This is a genomic window from Rothia sp. (in: high G+C Gram-positive bacteria), from assembly GCF_030540545.1.
Taxonomy (GTDB): Bacteria; Actinomycetota; Actinomycetes; order Actinomycetales; family Micrococcaceae; genus Rothia.
Window position 1 is genome coordinate 292,499 of the sequence record NZ_JAUNVZ010000002.1, and the last position, 17,734, is coordinate 310,232.

The window sequence follows — 17,734 nt, forward strand, 5'->3', positions numbered from 1 at the left end:
AGATGGAGTGCCACCCTCAAAAACCCGGAAGATAGCGCGCTAAAATAGAAACACTATGGACTTACTCCTGCTAGCCTGCGGGCTTTTGCTCATCCTCGGCACGGGCTTCTTCGTCGCCGTGGAATTCTCTCTCGTTGCCCTGGAAACATCCAGCGTCATCGCCGCTAAAGACTCAGGCGACACGCGCGCCAACGCCGTGCTCACCTGTCTGAAAACACTCTCAACCCAGCTCTCCAGCTGCCAGGTGGGTATTACCATCACCACCTTGCTCACCGGATACACCCTGGACTACGCCATTAACGCCCTCACCGCCGGAGCAATCACCGGCCTGGGCGTGGCGCCCGCGGTAGCTAATGTGCTGACCATGGTGCTCTCCATGACCATCGCAACCCTGCTCTCCATGCTGCTGGGCGAACTGGTACCTAAGGGTATCGCCATTGCCGAACCCTATAAAGTAGCGCGCCAGCTTGCCCCCGTACAGCTGGGTTTCACCCGAGTTATGAAACCCGTGGTGCTCTTTATGAACGGCTCCGCCAACTGGATCCTGGGGCGATTCGGCATGGAAGCCACCGAAGAACTCTCCGCCGCCCGCACCCCCGAAGAACTTTCAGCCATGGTGCGCCGCTCCGTGGACCAGGGAACCCTGGATGAAGACGCCGCGGAATTCGTGGACCGCACCCTCAGCTTTGCCGAGCTAACCGCCTCCGAAGTAATGACGCCCCGCGGCCGCGTGGTCATGTGCGAAGACAGCGCACCCGTGAGCGATATCCTGGAACTCGCGCGCACCAGCGGTCACTCCCGATTCCCCCTCTACGCAGGGGACCACGACAATATTGTGGGCGTGGTACACATTAAGAGTGCCGTGGGTGTGCCTGCAGATATTCGACCCACCCTACAAGCAGGAACCCTGGCTCAGGAAGTGCTGCGCGTACCCGAAACCCTGCACGTGGACGACCTACTCACCCAGCTGCGAGAAGGTGCCCTGCAGCTAGCCGTGGTGCTGGATGAATACGGTGGAACCGCCGGTATTGTCACCCTGGAAGATCTGGTCGAAGAAATCGTGGGTGAAGTTGCCGATGAACACGATAGCCGCCGTAGCGAGCAGCCCCTGCACTATAGCAACGGCCAATGGGGCTTTAGCGGTCTGCAGCGACCCGATGAAATTATGCGCGCCATTGAGGGAATCACCATTGAGGAACACCCCTCCTATGAAACCCTGGGCGGCTTTATGATGGAGCGTCTGGGACGCATCCCCGCAGTGGGTGATGAGCTGCCCGTACCCGGTGGCATGCTGCGCGTAGAAAGCATGGACGGCCGCCGCGTGGAGCGCATTCGCTACACCCCCGTAGAGGAACCTGCCGAAACGAAGACCGGTGCAGAGCAGAAGGAGAACGCATGAACGACTGGCTAGCCATCGCCCTGCTCTTTGCCCTGCTGGCGGGTAACGCATTCTTTGTCGCGGGTGAATTCGCGATCATGTCCACCCGCCGCGCCCAAATCGAACCCCTGGCAGAAGAAGGACACCCGCGAGCAGCCCGAGCGCGCACCGTGCTCTACGCCCTGGAAAACGTCTCGCTCATGCTCGCCACCTGCCAGCTGGGCATTACCCTGTGCTCCCTGCTGATTCTCAATGTCTCCGAACCGGCACTGCACCATATGATCGGTCACCCGCTAGAAGCTATTGGTCTGCCGCACGCCGTGGTGGATATTCTCGCCTTTGCGCTGACCCTGCTGCTGGTGACCTATCTGCACGTCATCTTTGGCGAAATGGTGCCCAAAAATGCCGCCGTGACCCTGGCGGCACGAGGCGTAGCTCTCTGGATTGTGCCCGCCCTGGTTGCCGTCTCCAAGGTCTTTGCCCCCGTAGTCGCCTTGCTGAACGGTATGGCAAATATGGTGCTGGGCTGGATGCGCATTGAACCCAAGGATGAAGTGGCATCCAGCTTTACCCTGGGCGAGCTGCAAACCATTGTGGCTCAATCCACCGCAGAAGGTACCGTGGAAGATGATGCCGGAGTGGTGGCGGGCGCCCTGGAATTTACCGAAAAGGACATCGCCGAAATTACCGTGCCGCGCGATCGAGTGCAGACCCTGCCCTTTGGCTGCACCCCCGCTCAGTTGGAGCACGCCGTGGCGCGCACCGGCTACTCCCGATTCATTATTGTGGATGAGCACGATGTCTACCTGGGATATCTGCACCTGAAAGACGCTCTGAATGTGCCCGCCGAGCGTGCCGATAAGCCCTTTGGGTGGCACGCTCTGCGACCGCTACCCAGTGCGCTGAAAACCATTGATATTGATGACGCCCTGGACCTGATGCAGCGCCGCCGTGCGCACCTGCTGCACGTGGTGGATGAAAAGGGTTCTTCCGAAGGCATTGTCTTTATGGAGGACGTTATTGAGGAGCTGGTGGGCGAGATTCGCGATACGACTCAGCGTCGTGTGCGCTCGCGTGCCTAGGCTTCTTCTGGGTCTGAACTGAATGAAACCGCCCCGCTACTGCTGGTCAGTGGTGGGGCGGTTTTCTATATTTCTTCTTGTGGGGCCGTGTTGCCATGCAGGGTGCCGGTAGGGGAGAGAACGGCTGCGGAGGGCTAAGGGTACGCTAAAAATAAATATCAAGAATCCTTTATATAAAAATATCTTTATATTTATTGCGATGGCAGGGTGAGAAAATAGTAGCTCCTATCAAAGTGTTAATATATTACGCCAACCCCGAAAAATTCTGTTGAGTACCCCAAAATCCTTGGAAAATCAAGGAAAGTGGGTCGCTATCAGTCGGTCAGCGCTGATTTATATTCGCCCCGCAGATTGAAAAAGATTATCAAAAGAATTATGCTGGAAACTCAAGCCCGATAAACGCGAAAAGAAAAGTGGTTCCCATGCGCATTAAAGCATTCACCGGCGCGCTCAGCGTGCTTGCCGCAGCGTCCCTGGCGCTGAGCGGCTGCTCCGCACCGACCAGCTCCAGCGGCTCCAACGGAACCATTAAAATCGTGGCGGCAACCGACGTCTACGCGGATATCGCCAAACAGGTCGGCGGCGACAAGGTAGAGGTCACCGCGATTATCGCCTCCACCAGCCAGGATCCGCACTCCTACGAAGCAACCAGCGCGGACCGCCTCAAGACCAAGGACGCCCAGCTGGTCGTTATTAACGGTGGCGGCTACGACCTCTTCCTGGAAGATATGGCGGGCAAGGACAATCCCAACCAGAAGGTCGTCAACGCAGTGAAGGAAAGCGGTAAGCTCTCCGACGCCGACTACAAGCATCTGGTCGAAGACCACGCCAAGGGTCACAGCCACGAAAGCGGTGACCATGCCGGTCACGAACACGCCCACGAATTCAACGAGCACATCTGGTACGACATGGACTCCATGAAGAAGACCGCCGATAAGATCGCTGAAGACTTGGCGTCCATTGACTCCGCCAACGCCGAGACCTACCGCTCCAACGCCAAGAAATTTGACGAAGAGCTGGACACCATCTCCAAGGACGCCAAGGCAATCAACGCCTCCGGCAAGAAGTACCTGAGCACCGAGCCCGTGCCCGACTACCTCATCAGCACAACCGGCGCGGAAAACGCCACCCCGGAAGAATTCGCTGAAGCAGTCGAAGCCGAGCAGGACGTACCCGCCCTGGTGCTCAAAGAAACCAAGGATCTGGTGAGCGAAAAGAAGGTGCAGCTGGTCGCCTACAACGAGCAGACCGCCACCAACCAGACCAAGGAAGTCCTCAACGAAGCCAAAAAGGCGGGCGTGGCGAATGTTTCCTTCACCGAAACCCTGCCCGAATCCATCGGCTACGTCTCCTGGATGAAGACCAATGTTAATAATCTGAAGAAGGCACTATCCTAAGTGAGCGCTGAACACACGATAGATACCCCCGCGATTTCCATTCGCGGGGGTAGCCTCGCATTTGGCGAGCGCACCCTCTGGCAGGACCTAAACCTGACGGTCGGCCAGGGCGAATACTTTGCCGTTCTGGGACCGAACGGTAGCGGTAAATCCACCTTTCTGAAGGTTGTGCTGGGTCTAACCCGCCTGAACTCCGGCGAGATTTCCGTGCTCGGATCCCCGGCACGCACCGGGCACCCCGGCGTGGGCTATATTCCGCAGCAGAAAGCGATTTCTGCCTCCACCCCCATGCGTGCCCGCGATCTGGTGGGACTGGGTATTGACGGCCATAAGTGGGGCTTTAGATTCCAAACCCGAGCCTACCGCACCAAGGTAGATGAACTGCTGGAGGCAGTGGGTGCTAGTGACTACGCCAATGTTCCGGTGGGTCTGCTCTCCGGTGGTGAGCAGCAGCGCCTGCGTGTGGCGCAGGCTCTGGCAAATGACCCGAAGATTCTGCTCGCCGATGAGGCTCTGCTCTCTCTGGATCTAAACCACCAATACGCTGTTGCCGATTTGATTCACCGTTTCAATCGTGAGCGCGGGGTCTCAGTGGTTTTCGTGACCCACGAAATTAACCCCATTATTGAGCATGTAGATCGCGTGCTGTACCTGGCGAACGGTCGTTTTACTGTGGGCTCGGTACCCGAGGTTATGAATGACCGGACCCTTTCGGCGGTGTACGGCACACCCATTAGCGTGATTGAGACCAATGACCGCTATATTGTGGTGGGCGATACTCATCCGAGCGATCACTGCCACGCCGAGAGCCGCGACTATAATACGCACGGCGCCCACAGCCTGGTCATTCCCGGGCAGGGTGGTAGCGCTCAGAGTACGGTACAGACCCCGAAGGAGACCCGATGAACGCAGTACATATGCTGGCAAGCACCGGCTCCCAGGGGGATCTACTCTCCCGTATTTTCGTCTTTGACCGCTACGGCGAGTTGCTCGCCATGCTCAGCAATTCCATTCTTGCAGGTGCTGTGCTGGGCTTGATCGGCGGTTTTGTGGGCATGTTTGTCATGATGCGCGACCATGCCTTTGCGGTGCACGGTATCTCCGAGATGTCCTTTGCCGGTGCCGCCCTGGCTCTGCTGCTGGGCTATGACGTGGTCACAGGCTCCATGGTCGGATCGGTTCTTTCGGCTCTGCTGATTGCTTTTATTGGCTCGGCGCAGAAGGACGAATCGAACTCGGTCATCGGTGCGCTCATGCCTTTTGGCCTGGGTCTGGGTATTCTCTTTCTTTCCCTCTATCAGGGCCGTAGCGCCAATAAGTTCTCGCTGCTGACCGGCCAGATTGTCTCCATTGATAGCGACCAGCTAGGTACCATGATTGTGGGTGCCGTGGTGATTATTGGTGCTCTGGCGCTCATGTGGCGCCCGCTCTCTTTCGCTTCCCTGGATCCGGAGGTGGCAGCCGCCAAGGGCGTGCCCATGCGCGGTCTATCCATTGCCTTTATGGTGGTGCTGGGTATTGCGGTGGCGCTGTCGGTGCAGGTGGTTGGCTCCCTGCTGGTGCTGGCTTTGCTGATTACTCCTAGCGCTGCGGCGCTACAGGTGACGGCTTCCCCGCTGAAGGCTTTGATTCTGTCGGTGATTTTTGCGGAAGCTTCGATTGTGGGCGGTATTTTGCTGGCTCTTGCCGGTTCCCTGCCGATTAGCCCCTATGTGACTACGATTTCCTTTATGATTTATCTGGTCTGCCGCGGTATTGCCTGGTACCGTCGCCGTTATAGCGCTTCGGGGCGCGTGGTACGAGTCTCCTAAAGTCGCGAGGGATAAGCCAAGCGGGCGCATCCTTGACCCCGCCTGCTGCTCCACAAGAAATAATCCGCCCTCTCCCCACACTAGGGGAGAGGGCGGATTATCTATAGGTTCTATATCCTACTGGTATTCGTAGGTAATCTGCGGTTCGTTCTCGCGCAGGTAAGCGGTGCACTCGGGGCAGTGACCGGTCACTTCCAGCATATGGGACAGGTCGGAGTAGCCGTACTTTTCGCCCATTTCGGTTGCCCACTCTTCCAGAGCCGGAGCCTCCAGCTCAACTGCCTTGCCGCAGCGACGGCAAATCAGGTGATGGTGGTGAGTGGTTGCCTGACAATGGCGGTAGAGGGTCTCGCCCTCAATGCCCTTGACCATGTCCAGTTCGCCGCTGGTTGCCAGGGACTGGAGTACACGGTAGGTGGTTGCCAGGGAGATGGACTCCTGGCGCTGCGCCAGGTTCAGGTGCAGGTCCTGTGCCGAGATGAAATCTCCCAGTTCAGCCATGGTGGACTTGATCAATCGACGCTGACGGGTATTGCGTGCCGTTGCATGCTTCACAATTTTGCGAATGGGTATGTTCGTATCGACCACTGGGTTACCTTCCGGCAGGGGCGGCGTGCAGCCACCTTAGTATTCGTTCATATCTCTTGGGAAAACTTTACACGAAAAATGCGAATTTTGTAGAGCCAGGTCGCATGAATCTCACCAGGCGAAAGCTAAACGGCAGTTTGGGGCGCGCCGGGGGAGAAGTTACGCTCCGGCGGCAAAAATGCCGTTCGCTTGTGGACATCCGTGCGCGCCTCTACACCCTGTGCGCGCGGGACAGATATGATGGATATATGAAGCTGACAAAATACACCCATTCCTGCGTGCGCGTGGACAATGAAGGTCACGCGCTGGTCATTGACCCCGGTAATTTTGCGCCCGAGGGCGAGCACGCCGCCGCTCTAGAAGGCGCCGAGTACCTGCTGATTACTCACGCTCACCCCGACCATTTTGACGCCGAGCGTGTGCTGCCCCTGATCGCTCAGCGCCCTGAGTTGCGCATTTGGGCGCCTGGCGCCGTTGCACAGGTAATTACCGATGCCGTGCCGGAAGCACAGGTCACCGCCGTAGAGGCTGACTCAGTGCTGAATATCCCTGGTTTTGAGATTAAGACCTTTGGCGGTCAGCACGCCCTCATTCACCCGCTGATCCCTATGCTCGCCAATATTGGATACCTGATTAATGGCACGGTATATCACCCGGGCGACTCCCTGGTGGTGCCTCACGGCGTTAAGGCTCCCGTGGTGCTGGTGCCCATTCACGCACCCTGGGGCAAGATTCAGGAAGTCATTGATTTTGTGATTGCTGTGGGGGCGGAGCGTGTGCACCCGATTCATAACGGCATGATTAATGAGCGCGGCACCGCCATTATTGAGAACCTGGTGACCCTATTTGGTGCCAAGTACGGTTCTGCGTTTGAACACCTTGACATTGGCCAGAGCGTAGAGCTCTAGAGAGCGAAGGAGAGAAGAATGAGCTCCATTTTTACCAAGATTATTGAGGGTGAAATCCCCGGCCGTTTCGTCTGGAAAGACGATGAATGCGTGGCATTTATGGATATTATGCCCGCCTCTCCCGGCCATCTGCTGGTGGTTCCGCGTGCTGAGATTGACCGCTGGCCGGATCTGCCCGCTGAGCTTGCCGCTCATCTCTTTAGCGTGGCCCATAAGATTTCCGGCGCACTGGATCGTGCCTTTGACCGTGACCGCGTGGCGCTGATGATTGCCGGTTTCGATGTGCCGCACACTCATATTCACCTCTTCCCGGCTAATGGCATGGAGGAGTACAACCCCGCTAATGCCAATAAGAATGCTACCGCCGAAGAGCTGGATGAGTCTGCACAGAAGGTGCGTGATGCTCTGCGCGAGCTGGGTTACGGCGAATTCGTTCCGGAGGCTTAGTTTGTAGCTCACCGGGCTGTTTGGGGCTATGCACGATATTGTACGAAGGTCTGGAAAAGCCGGGAGGACCATGAATTCTGCGGAGTGTCTGGAAGGTTTGTCTCGTGTTGCCCCTAAAACTGGAGCCGCTTTGCAACAGAGTCTTAGCGGGAGCACATGAGTGATAGAGCCGGGCTGGGTACTTCCAGGAATGTCTAAGAGGTATAGATGTGACGCTTTCACGGTGAAAACGGTATAGCACATGGGAGGGACGGTTACATAACCGTCCCTCCCATGTGCTATATGCTTTTAGAGAGCTAGACCCTCGGGGGAGTATCCCAGGCGTGAGAACACGCCGTCCATGAGAGCCTCAATAGTTAGGCTAAAGGAGGAAACCTGGTACTCCGGACGAGCCTTCAAGAAAACAGAACCCGCAACAAGCGCCGGGAAGCGTTCCTCATCCACCTGCAGAACAGTCAAACGGGTGGAAGCCTCCGGAGCGAACTGCGCGCTCAGAGCAACAACCGTGCCCGTAATGGTATTCACCGCCGCGCTCGCAGCGCCCAAATCCCAGCCAAAGTGCTGAGCATAGGCGGAGGAGAGGCGATCCATCAGCTCAAATGCCGAGAGGGACTGCGGGGTGAGATGAGAAAGATACGCCGCGATACCGGGGTAGCGTACGTTCTGAGCCAGCAGATCCTCCGAGAGTCGGTGCAAGTACTCGCGGGGAGTGGTGAACTCGGTCGGGTCGGGCAGCTCCATGCGCTCACAAATGCCTTCGGCAACCGTGAGATAGAGGTTCTCCAAGTTGCCGACATTGCGGAATACCGACATTTCGCTCACGCCCAGTGCAGCCGCCATGCCCTTCATGGTCAGCTTGGGTAGGGTAATCTCGATACCCTTATCAACCAGCCGTTCACGGGTCACAAGCGCCGGACGGCCTACCTTCTTACGCTCTGCTTCAATCCTGATCACACCTTAATTCTACGCTTTAATTGCATAAAAATAATCTCAGGTTAGGCTCTGTTCATAAAACGGACAGAAAATTTTGACCCAAAAATCCTTAAAACCCCTACTCAGAGGGTTTTTTGCGTATTTTGATAGCCTGTATAAGCTAAGAAAATTTATTCAAAGGTGTTGATTGTGGATCCGTGACGTCAAAAAAACTGTGAGCTGTGCTACTTGAAACTTCTGGTATCTCGCGCGAAAAGTAAACCTAGGAGGTTGCTTGTTGAAGAACTCCCTCTAGGGGGCTGGATACTTCAAGGGTAGATAAAGGTCGTAGTGTATAAAAAAACCATACGTCTAATAGATATATGGAACTATGTAAAAACATGCTATTTGGTATGTAATAATGCCCGACCGAAAGAGTCCGTGCGACCCCTCAGATCGGGCATCACCGAGGCTTTCATGCATCCAAGCGGCGCATCCACCCCATAGACAGAGCAGAGAGTATTAGTGCTTCTCCGCCTTAGAAATCTGCTCCGCCAAATCCTCCGGGGAGAGATTTGCCGAAGAGAACTCCGGGGTCAGCGGCAGATGCAGCTGCAGTCCGGTGCCGGGACAAATATCCACCACGGCAGACTTGAGCTTGAAATCCACCACATGACCGCCGCGAGTACGCTCATCATCAATAAAATGCGCATGGCAGCCGGGCACCGAAATACCCTGCTCGTAAATCGGGGTGCGGAAACCCACCACAGTACCGGTCACATTATCGAACTGGACAATATCCTCATTCTCGGTCGCCGCCACCATCTTCGGGTAGGGCTTGACCTGCTTCTCCACGGTGCGGGTTCGCACCCACTCAAACTCACCGTAAATCTTTACCGCGTACATATAGTTCTTCGACACGGTGAAATCATCCAGCACCTGCGAAGCCGACTTACGCAGCAGATTCTGAGGCAGCTCGCGGTGAATCATGGGCACAAAGTTCGTAACCACAGCGTAGGGGGTCTGATCGGTCAGCGCGGGTAGGGATACCGAGCCGTCGCTACGCACCTGATAGCACACGCCGTCCAGCACCACCATTTCACCGTCCAGGCCGTTGAAGGTACCCACGCCAAAGTTGCCGTGGCTGAGCAACTCGCCAATAGTCATTTCGCCGTCATATACGCCGTCCAGCAGCTGGGACATGAGCCCGGTCTGGAAAACTTCGTTACGGAAAACGGTTTCGCCGTTCATAATGGTCGGCTGGTATGCCATGGCATGCTCCTTGAACTTGGCGCTTGTGGCGCTGAACTAATGCACAATCTAGGCTTATTGTACGCCCGTGCACCCGGCGTCCATAGCCTAGAAACGCATTTATCTCACGCAATGATATACACCGCGCTATACACCCCAGCAGAAATGACGAATCGGGGCGCAGGGACACCCAACACGCTGATATGCTAAAACCACATACTCATTCAGGAAAGGCAAAGCCATGGCAGAGAACATCACCGAGCTTGAAAACAGCATCCGCACCCACCTGATCAGTCGCGATTGGCTCAACCTGCACCACGCAGCCACCGACCTGAACAAACTCGACCCCGGCAACCTGCTGGCCCTCACCGGCCTGGCACGCGCCCACCAAAACCTCGGACAGCTGGAAGCTGCCTACACCTACGCGCACGCAGCCAGCACCAAAGACGCCACCAACACCGACCTGCTGGAACTCGAAGCAGAGATCGCGCAGCAGATGGGCAATAATAACCGCGCCATTGAGCTCTACACCCAGCTTAAAAACCTCGACCCTCTCGAACCCCGCTATATCAGCGCCCTCACCGCAGCCCTCAACGCTGCAGGACGCATCGACGAAGCCCAAAAAGAAGCACTCAAAGGCGCAGAATTCTTCGGCGCAGACAGCGGGCTGGGCAATGTACACCGCAGCATCGTCGCCACCAGCCTGGATAACGACCTGCAACAGGCGCGCTCCCTGGCCCGCCCCTACAAAGAAGGCTGGATCTACACTAGCAAAGAAAACGCTGAAACCGCCCTGCGTGTGCTCACCGGCGCATCCAGCTCCCTCTTCGAAGCCACCGCCCAACAGCAGACAGACTACGCCTACCTGGTACAAGCAGCCGAAAGCACCCGCAAACGCCGCTTCTCCTGGCCCAAACACTGGGCAGCCGTACTCTACGCTATCTTCGTGATCCCCATGCTCTTCGCACCGCTGACCATGCCCGGCTCATTCATTCAAAGCCACTATAAACAATACGGTGAGGGTGCGCCCGGGGCTTTTGTTCAGGGAATCATGGGATTCGGATTCGGTGTAGCGTGCTGCGCCCTATTCATCTGGCTCTTTTTCAAATACTTCTACATTCCCGGCTGGCAAGCCAATGCGCGCCTGATCAAAAATAGCGCCCGCACGCAGCACCCATTTAGCCGCTAAAAAAGCTGCGATACTCGGCCTGTTCCAAACGCTGACCCATAAATTCAATAAGCTCTCGCGTGAGCTCACTGGCCGAATTCGACACGTAGAAACCGTACCCCTTGAGGAAAGACCCCTCAAGGGGTTTCTGTATAGTACCCGGGAAAAAGTCATACCAGGCGGCGGTAGAAAGACGCCAAAGTATCGAAAGGAATCAGATTCTTATCGTAGTAGAGGCTTACATGATCGGCATCGGGAACTACAATGAGTTCCTTAGGTTCAGCAGTCATAGCGTATGCATCCTCAGAATAATAACGGGAATGAGCATTCTCACCGGTAATAAAAAGAACCGGACGGGGAGAAATCGCAGCCAAACGGCGGTACTGAGGGAATGCAAAGAACGGTAGAGGAGTAGTGGACACCCAGCCGGTCGTAGAATTCACCGAACGAGGGTGCTCTGCAGCGTCACGGTAGTACCAGGCAAAACGCTTGAGCATCTCGGGAGCCTCAGCGGGTAGCTGCTCAGGCTTGGGCAGACCAAACATCTCCGGATGTATGGTACCGGACTCATCAAAAATCATTTCGTGAGGGCCAAAAGCAACGTCACCGGAATCAACCATCGCCCAGCGCTGTGCAGCCAGGTAGTCAAGCACCTGGCGGCGTTGCTCATCACTGTAGCTATCCATAAAACCGTCGGCAATGCTGCGGGACATATCGTACATAGCGGTGACTGCCACAGCTTTAATACGTGGGTCAACGCTGGCTGCGGTTAACGCCATGCCGCTCAGACCGCAAATACCCAGAGCAGCGATTGCTTCGCGGTTGACTTGGGGGAGAGTTCCCATAAAGTCAACAGCGGCACTAAAATCCTCGGTAAAGATTTCCGGGGAAGCAATATCTCGAGATGCCCCACCACTTTCGCCCGTAAAGGACGGGTCAAAGGCCAGAGTCACAAAACCGCGGGCTGCTAGCTCCTGCGCATGGAAGCCACTGGTCTGTTCCTTGACGGCACCGAAAGCGCCCGAGACAACAATAGCGATGCAAGACGCGGGAGCAGCCTGTTCAAAGCCCTCTGGCAGGTAAAGATCGCCCACCAGCTCAATACCGTAACGGTTGGTAAAACGAACCTTACGGGCATTAATCTGGGGGTAAATCTCGAAGGTGCGGGTGTCAACAGATTCGGAATAAGACATGAGGCTCTCCACATCCGGGATAGATATATAGTTGTGGTCATTATACTCCCCGTACAGCGTATAGATTTATCGGTAGGATGCCTGCATGAAAGGGCGGTTGGTACGCGGATAGTGCGCAGCCTCGCCACGCTTTTCTAAAGAGAATAGAAACATAGTGGGCCGCCCCTACTCATGAGGGACGGCCCACGATTTTTATGCAGTTATTGTACGGATTAGACGCCGTAGTACAGCTGGTATTCCAGCGGGTGCGGAACCAGAGACAGGGGCTCCAGCTCGTTCTTACGCTTGTAGTCAATCCACGCCTGGATCAGATCCTCGGTGAACACACCACCTTCGAGCAGGAACTTGTGGTCTGCTTCCAAAGCCTCCAGAGCCTCCTCCAGGTTTGCCGGAGCCTTCTTAATGTCCTTGGCTTCCTCAGCGGGCAGCTCGTACAGGTCCTTATCAATCGGTGCGGGCGGCTCAATGCGGTTGCGGATACCGTCCAGACCAGCCATCAGCTGAGCGGCGAAAGCGAAGTAGGGGTTCGCGCTGGGGTCGGGCGCGCGGAACTCCAAGCGCTTAGCCTTGGGGTTGGTGCCGGTAATCGGGATACGGATACCAGCGGAGCGGTTACCCTGCGAGTACACCATGTTCACGGGAGCCTCGTAACCGGGCACCAGACGCTTATAGGAGTTCACGGTCGGGTTGGTGAATGCCAGCACAGCAGAGGAGTGCTCAATCAGACCACCAATGTACCAGCGCGCCAGATCGGAGAGGTTTGCGTAGCCGCGCTCATCGTAGAACAGGGGCTCACCATTGGACCACAGGGACTGGTGGCAGTGCATACCGGAACCGTTATCGCCGAACACGGGCTTGGGCATGAAGGTCACGCTCTTACCCCAGGCGTCAGCGGTGCCCTTAATAACGTACTTGAACTTCAGCAGGTCATCCGCTGCCTTGGTCAGGGTGTCGAACTTGTAGTTGATTTCTGCCTGGCCGGCTGCGCCCACCTCGTGGTGGCTGCGCTCAACTTCCAGACCCACGCGGTCCAGCTCAACGCACATGGCGTCGCGCAAATCAGCCTGCTTATCCACGGGGGAGACAGGGAAGTAGCCTCCCTTGACGGGGGTCTTATTACCCAGGTTGCCGCCCTCTTCCTTGCGGCCGGTGTTCCAGGGAGCCTCGTCGGAGTCGATTGTGTAGAACACGGAGTTGGGCTCTACCTGGTAGCGCACATCCTCGAAGACGAAGAACTCAGCCTCGGAGGCGAAGAACGCGGTGTCCGCAATACCGGTGGATGCCAGGTACTCTTCGGCACGCTCTGCCACGCCGCGCGGGTCGCGGTGGTAGGGCTCACCGGTGCGGGGGTTGACGATGGAGCAGATGAAGACCAGGGTCTTCTCAATACGGAAGGGGTCAATGTATGCGGATTCGATGGAAGGAATCAGCTGCATATCGGATTCCGCGATGCCCTGGAAACCGCGGATGGAGGAGCCATCGAAAAGCTGACCGTTGATGAAGAAGTCCTCATCAATTGCCTTGGCGGGAAGGTTGAAGTGCTGCTGCACGCCGGGAAGGTCGGTGAAGCGAATGTCGACAAAGACGACCTCTTCGTCCTTGATGTAGGACAGCACGTCGGCTGCGGTAGTGTCTGCGGTAAACATAGTGGATGGCTCCCTAAGTTAGATTCTAAAGTGGATACACCGCTCGCCCCGTTCGCGAAGCAATGAACGCTGTATCACTATCTAGTCTACGGCTTTTGCTCTCGCCGCGTGGTGCTTTTATGTTGCAGATTTGTTAAAAATCCCCGAAGCTTTTTTACATGAGCGCCGGGATCGGGAGAGAAGAATAGCTAGGGTGGGCATCAAGAAACACCAAATAGCAGGAATCGGTGCTGCTGCTCAACAATGTAAAGACGAGGAAAAGATAAGGACTATAAGACCCAGAAACTAAGGGAAGGAAATCCTTAGCAATAGTGGTATAGACCTCTAGATTTGAAGGTTTTTCTCTGCCATAATGGCTCCCATGGCGTTCCCTCATCGGCTCGGCTCATGGCTGGGCGAACAGCTACGACATCAGAGCTATCCCGGAGAATACATGGGATTGCCCCGGCACGGGCGGGGCTCCATTGCAAGCCCATTTTCCCGTGCCCTGAGCTTTAGCGCCGATGCTGCTCTCTGCCACACGCTCGTGCTTTTCTTCGCGCCCATTCCGGATATTCTAACCACCCTATTGCTCTTCTGGGTGTACCAAATGATTGCAGGAAGTACCGGGCATAGCTTTGGCGCGATCCTCATAGGAATTCGAGTACAAACCCTGCAAGGTCAGCGCCCCGGCTGGGCCAATGGCGTGATGCGCGCGAGCATGACCATGTGCGTGCTGCCGGCGCTCGTGCTGGATGTAGATACCCGCGCCGTGCACGATCGAGCCTGCCAAACTATTGTGTTACGTACGCGCTAAGGGTGCCTCTTGCAGTGCGCATACAGACAAAAGCGCAGAGCAAAGCCCCGGTGTCATCTCAACGATGACACCGGGGCTTTACGTAAATTCTAGAAGGTTTAGCGGCCTCGCATAGCGCGACGATCCGGGCGAGCACGCATCGGGTCAATACCCTTGGGCATAGCGCGCATGGGGTTACGCATATTGTTCATGGTCTGCAGACGCTGAGAAACCTTATGCATTTCCTCATTGGTCAGGCGAATATCCTTACCCTGCTCCTTCATGACCTTGGTCAGACCTTTCATGGTCTTCTCCAGATCCTTCAGATCCACCTGACCCTCATCGTGACCGGTCTGAATCACGTGAACGGGCACATTCGGGGTCACAATGCGCAGGTTCTTCTTCTCCTTCTCAACCAGCGGCTTCACGCGAGACCAGGGGCCCTCGGTCACCAGTACAATACCGGGCTTACCCACGGCGCGGAACACAACATCCTGAGCGCGGTTCGCGGCAACGGGCTGCTCCTCCACAATCCAGCCACGGCGAATGGAGTTCAGCACAGCACCGGAACGGCCGGGCTGATCCTCAATCTGCGCGTAGGCTGCGGTGCGGGCGCGGCGGCCCAGAATCAGCATGGCAACAATAGCAGCCAGGCCCAGACCCAGAATCAGGAAGGTAATCCAGTTGCCCAGCAGCACACCAATCACAAGGGATACGAGCAGGGTGCCCAGGGATGCCAGGAGTAGAATCCAACCAATGTTCGGGTCCTGCTTCTTGGTCTCGCGGTAGACCTGCTTAATCTGGGAGAAAGTGCCCGGACGGCGTTCCTTCTTCTGCTTCTTTTCAGCCACGGTATGTCCTTGAAATCAAATATGAACAGGGGATAGGTACCCGGGCACAAAACACACACGGGTACCAACTATCTATCATAACCCACACATGCCCCGCTCACCTAGAAAATAGGGGCGTAGGAGTGGAGAAAAAGAGCGTCTGTCCCGACCTTTGCCGGGACAGACGCTCTGCCCAATTTTTAGAGGCCTGCAGCAACCAGAGTTGCAGCTTCCTGCATCGCCGGGCTATTGGATTCCTCAGCAATGTGAGCCAGAGAAGCGGGAATCTCGTAGCCGTTCTTCTTCATCGCGCGAGCCCAGAGGCGACCTGCACGGTAGGAGGAACGAACCATGGGGCCAGCCATAACACCGGCGAAGCCAATCTCCTCAGCCAGCTTAGACAGCTCCAGGAATTCCTGAGGCTTAACCCAACGCTCAATGGGGTGGAAGAGCGGGCCGGGGCGCAGGTACTGCGTCAGGGTAATGATATCGGTACCGGCATCGTGCAGATCGCACAGCGCCTCGTAAATCTCATCATTGGTCTCGCCCATACCCAGAATCAGGTTGGACTTGGTCACTAGACCAGCTTCCTTTGCCTGGGTAATAACATCCAAGGAACGCTCATAGCGGAACGCGGGGCGAATCTGACGGAAGATGCGCGGCACGGTCTCCAGGTTATGCGCAAAAACCTCAGGCTTTGCGTCAATCACCTTCTGAACATGCTCGGGAACACCCTTGAAGTCGGGTACGAGCATCTCCACACCGGTGTTGGGGCACATCTTGTGAATCTGGCGGGTGGTCTCAGCGTAGAGCCATGCGCCGCCGTCTTCCAGATCGTCACGAGCCACGCCGGTCACGGTTGCGTAGCGCAGACCCATAACCTTCACGTTCTTAGCGACCTTAAAAGGCTCAGCGTAATCCACGGCAACGGGCTTACCGGTAGCAATATTGCAGAAGTCGCAGCGGCGGGTACACTCGGAACCACCGATCAGGTAGGTTGCTTCGCGGTCTTCCCAGCATTCGTAAATATTGGGGCAGCCGGCTTCTTCACACACGGTATGCAGACCCTGGCCACGTGCCAGTTCACGCATCTCGTTGTATTCCGGACCCACGATAGCCTTGGTCTTAATCCAGTGCGGCTTCTTCTCGATGGGTACTTCGGCGTTGCGAGCCTCGACGCGCAGTAGTTTGCGGCCTTCAGGCTTTGCACTCATGAAAACATCCTATTCGTCTCGATGGGCCCTCGGTATGCATGGGCTTCTCTTATTGTACGCCCGGGGTTCTATCCCGGTCGTCATAATTAAGCGCAGGGCGTGCGGTACGCTCAGAGCGTGGTTGCTCAAGGTTCCGTTGCCTAGTGTACGCGGGTTTTGTGGCTCTGACTAGGGTAGTGCATAAACCTTTATCCCAAGGACAACCTTAGTTAGAGTCCACACAACAGCTAGTTCTCTTAGGGTACTCCAGTACAGAGTCACACCCTCTATAACGCTGGATACAAAGAATTTAGTCCTCAATCACCGCAATAGCTTCGCCGGGCTCAAAAACCTTACCCAGTTTATCGGCATACTTCTCCAGCTCAGCAGCCACGCGTTCCACCACATCTGCAGGGTTAATGGTGCGACCCAGCTGCTCGCTCATGCTAGTCACGCCCGCATCGGTAATACCGCAGGGAATAAACTGCGAGAAGGGATTCAAATCATTGGAGCAGTTCAGGGCGAAACCGTGCATAGTGGTTCGCTTGGACACGCGAATACCGATAGCGGCAATCTTCTTATCCGGGGTGATGCCGTCGCCGAGCACCCACACGCCGCTGCGACCCTCAACGCGCTCGCCCTTAATGCCGTAATCTGCGAGCACATTCATGAGGATCTCTTCAATAATGCGCACGTAGGCAACCACGTCAAAGGGGTCTTCGGGCAGACGAACAATGGGGTAGCCAACCAACTGGCCGGGGCCGTGCCAGGTGAGCTTGCCGCCTCGGTCGATCTTGACCACGGGGGTTTTATCGTCGGTGGGGTATTCGTGGTCTTCGGTGCGCTTGCCGGCGGTAATGACGGCTTCGTGTTCCAATAGCAGGATGGTGTTCTGGCGGGTTTGTGCGGCAACTTCAGCGTGAATGGTACGCTGCAGCTCCAGTGCCTCGAGATAGGGTACATAGGTGGGCGCGAAGCCCAGCTTCTCAATGATGACAGACATACTACTACCTTAGACCTGTAGCCTGTATCTACAAAAATCTCTTTGTCCACAGTGAACAGAGTTCGTCATATAGAATGCGGTGCGTGTCCGAGCCTGTGGATAGGGGAGTTATCCACATGAATTATGATTATCAAGCGATATATAACGATATA

General features: G+C 56.1%; 17 protein-coding genes. 9 read left to right on the plus strand and 8 right to left on the minus strand.

What is annotated here, in order from left to right; genetic code table 11:
* Positions 1-55 precede the first annotated feature (55 nt).
* The 5 genes from Q4P78_RS02975 to Q4P78_RS02995 all read left to right on the plus strand — a co-directional run bounded on the left by Q4P78_RS02975 (position 56) and on the right by Q4P78_RS02995 (position 5,668).
* Positions 56-1,399 carry a hemolysin family protein gene (locus Q4P78_RS02975; RefSeq protein WP_303338829.1) on the plus strand — a complete coding sequence of 448 codons (1,344 nt, stop codon included), beginning with the start codon at positions 56-58 and terminating at the stop codon, positions 1,397-1,399.
* Positions 1,396-2,460 (plus strand): hemolysin family protein, encoded by a 1,065-nt coding sequence (locus tag Q4P78_RS02980; RefSeq protein ID WP_303338830.1) that lies wholly within the window; start codon positions 1,396-1,398, stop codon positions 2,458-2,460. Before Q4P78_RS02975 ends, Q4P78_RS02980 begins: the two co-directional genes overlap by 4 nt.
* Before the next feature lie 422 nt (positions 2,461-2,882).
* Complete coding sequence (locus Q4P78_RS02985; protein ID WP_303338831.1) at positions 2,883-3,857, plus strand: metal ABC transporter substrate-binding protein; 975 nt, start codon at positions 2,883-2,885, stop codon at positions 3,855-3,857.
* Positions 3,858-4,763: a metal ABC transporter ATP-binding protein gene (locus Q4P78_RS02990; RefSeq protein WP_303338832.1), complete on the plus strand. Its 906-nt coding sequence runs from the start codon at positions 3,858-3,860 to the stop codon at positions 4,761-4,763. It begins immediately after the preceding gene.
* Positions 4,760-5,668 carry a metal ABC transporter permease gene (locus tag Q4P78_RS02995; RefSeq protein ID WP_303338833.1) on the plus strand — a complete coding sequence of 303 codons (909 nt, stop codon included), beginning with the start codon at positions 4,760-4,762 and terminating at the stop codon, positions 5,666-5,668. Before Q4P78_RS02990 ends, Q4P78_RS02995 begins: the two co-directional genes overlap by 4 nt.
* Before the next feature lie 117 nt (positions 5,669-5,785).
* On the opposite strand, the gene Q4P78_RS03000 is transcribed toward Q4P78_RS02995, so the two are convergent.
* Complete coding sequence (locus Q4P78_RS03000; RefSeq protein WP_303338834.1) at positions 5,786-6,223, minus strand: Fur family transcriptional regulator; 438 nt, start codon at positions 6,221-6,223, stop codon at positions 5,786-5,788.
* Positions 6,224-6,504: 281 nt separating this feature from the next.
* Here Q4P78_RS03000 and Q4P78_RS03005 point away from each other — a divergent pair, with 281 nt between their 5' ends.
* Positions 6,505-7,164 (plus strand): MBL fold metallo-hydrolase, encoded by a 660-nt coding sequence (locus tag Q4P78_RS03005; protein ID WP_303338835.1) that lies wholly within the window; start codon positions 6,505-6,507, stop codon positions 7,162-7,164.
* Positions 7,165-7,182: 18 nt separating this feature from the next.
* The gene (locus Q4P78_RS03010; RefSeq protein WP_303338836.1) at positions 7,183-7,611 is read left to right on the plus strand and encodes an HIT family protein; all 429 of its coding nucleotides are present in this window, start codon (positions 7,183-7,185) and stop codon (positions 7,609-7,611) included.
* A 288-nt stretch (positions 7,612-7,899) separates the two neighbouring features.
* On the opposite strand, the gene Q4P78_RS03015 is transcribed toward Q4P78_RS03010, so the two are convergent.
* Together Q4P78_RS03015 and budA are read right to left on the minus strand one after the other, a co-directional pair.
* Positions 7,900-8,565 carry a TetR/AcrR family transcriptional regulator gene (locus Q4P78_RS03015; RefSeq protein WP_303338837.1) on the minus strand — a complete coding sequence of 222 codons (666 nt, stop codon included), beginning with the start codon at positions 8,563-8,565 and terminating at the stop codon, positions 7,900-7,902.
* A 480-nt stretch (positions 8,566-9,045) separates the two neighbouring features.
* Entirely contained in the window at positions 9,046-9,795 is a 750-nt protein-coding gene (gene budA, locus Q4P78_RS03020; protein WP_303338838.1) for an acetolactate decarboxylase, read from the minus strand.
* A gap of 220 nt (positions 9,796-10,015) precedes the next feature.
* Between budA and Q4P78_RS03025 the strand changes: the two genes are divergently transcribed.
* Entirely contained in the window at positions 10,016-10,963 is a 948-nt protein-coding gene (locus tag Q4P78_RS03025; protein ID WP_303338839.1) for a M48 family metallopeptidase, read from the plus strand.
* Positions 10,964-11,112: 149 nt separating this feature from the next.
* Here Q4P78_RS03025 and Q4P78_RS03030 read toward each other — a convergent pair whose 3' ends face one another.
* Positions 11,113-12,135 carry an alpha/beta hydrolase gene (locus Q4P78_RS03030; protein WP_303338840.1) on the minus strand — a complete coding sequence of 341 codons (1,023 nt, stop codon included), beginning with the start codon at positions 12,133-12,135 and terminating at the stop codon, positions 11,113-11,115.
* A gap of 212 nt (positions 12,136-12,347) precedes the next feature.
* Entirely contained in the window at positions 12,348-13,781 is a 1,434-nt protein-coding gene (glnA, locus tag Q4P78_RS03035) for a type I glutamate--ammonia ligase (protein WP_303338841.1), read from the minus strand.
* Between the two features lie 433 nt (positions 13,782-14,214).
* On the opposite strand from glnA, the gene Q4P78_RS03040 reads away from it, so the two are divergent.
* Positions 14,215-14,577 (plus strand): RDD family protein, encoded by a 363-nt coding sequence (locus tag Q4P78_RS03040; RefSeq protein WP_303338842.1) that lies wholly within the window; start codon positions 14,215-14,217, stop codon positions 14,575-14,577.
* Positions 14,578-14,675: 98 nt separating this feature from the next.
* On the opposite strand, the gene Q4P78_RS03045 is transcribed toward Q4P78_RS03040, so the two are convergent.
* The 3 genes from Q4P78_RS03045 to lipB form a co-directional block, all read right to left on the minus strand.
* Entirely contained in the window at positions 14,676-15,407 is a 732-nt protein-coding gene (locus Q4P78_RS03045; RefSeq protein WP_303338843.1) for a DUF4191 domain-containing protein, read from the minus strand.
* A gap of 179 nt (positions 15,408-15,586) precedes the next feature.
* On the minus strand, positions 15,587-16,600 hold the full coding sequence (gene lipA / locus Q4P78_RS03050) for a lipoyl synthase (protein ID WP_303338844.1): 1,014 nt from the start codon (positions 16,598-16,600) through the stop codon (positions 15,587-15,589).
* Positions 16,601-16,889: 289 nt separating this feature from the next.
* On the minus strand, positions 16,890-17,582 hold the full coding sequence (gene lipB, locus Q4P78_RS03055) for a lipoyl(octanoyl) transferase LipB (RefSeq protein ID WP_303338845.1): 693 nt from the start codon (positions 17,580-17,582) through the stop codon (positions 16,890-16,892).
* Positions 17,583-17,734 lie beyond the last annotated feature (152 nt).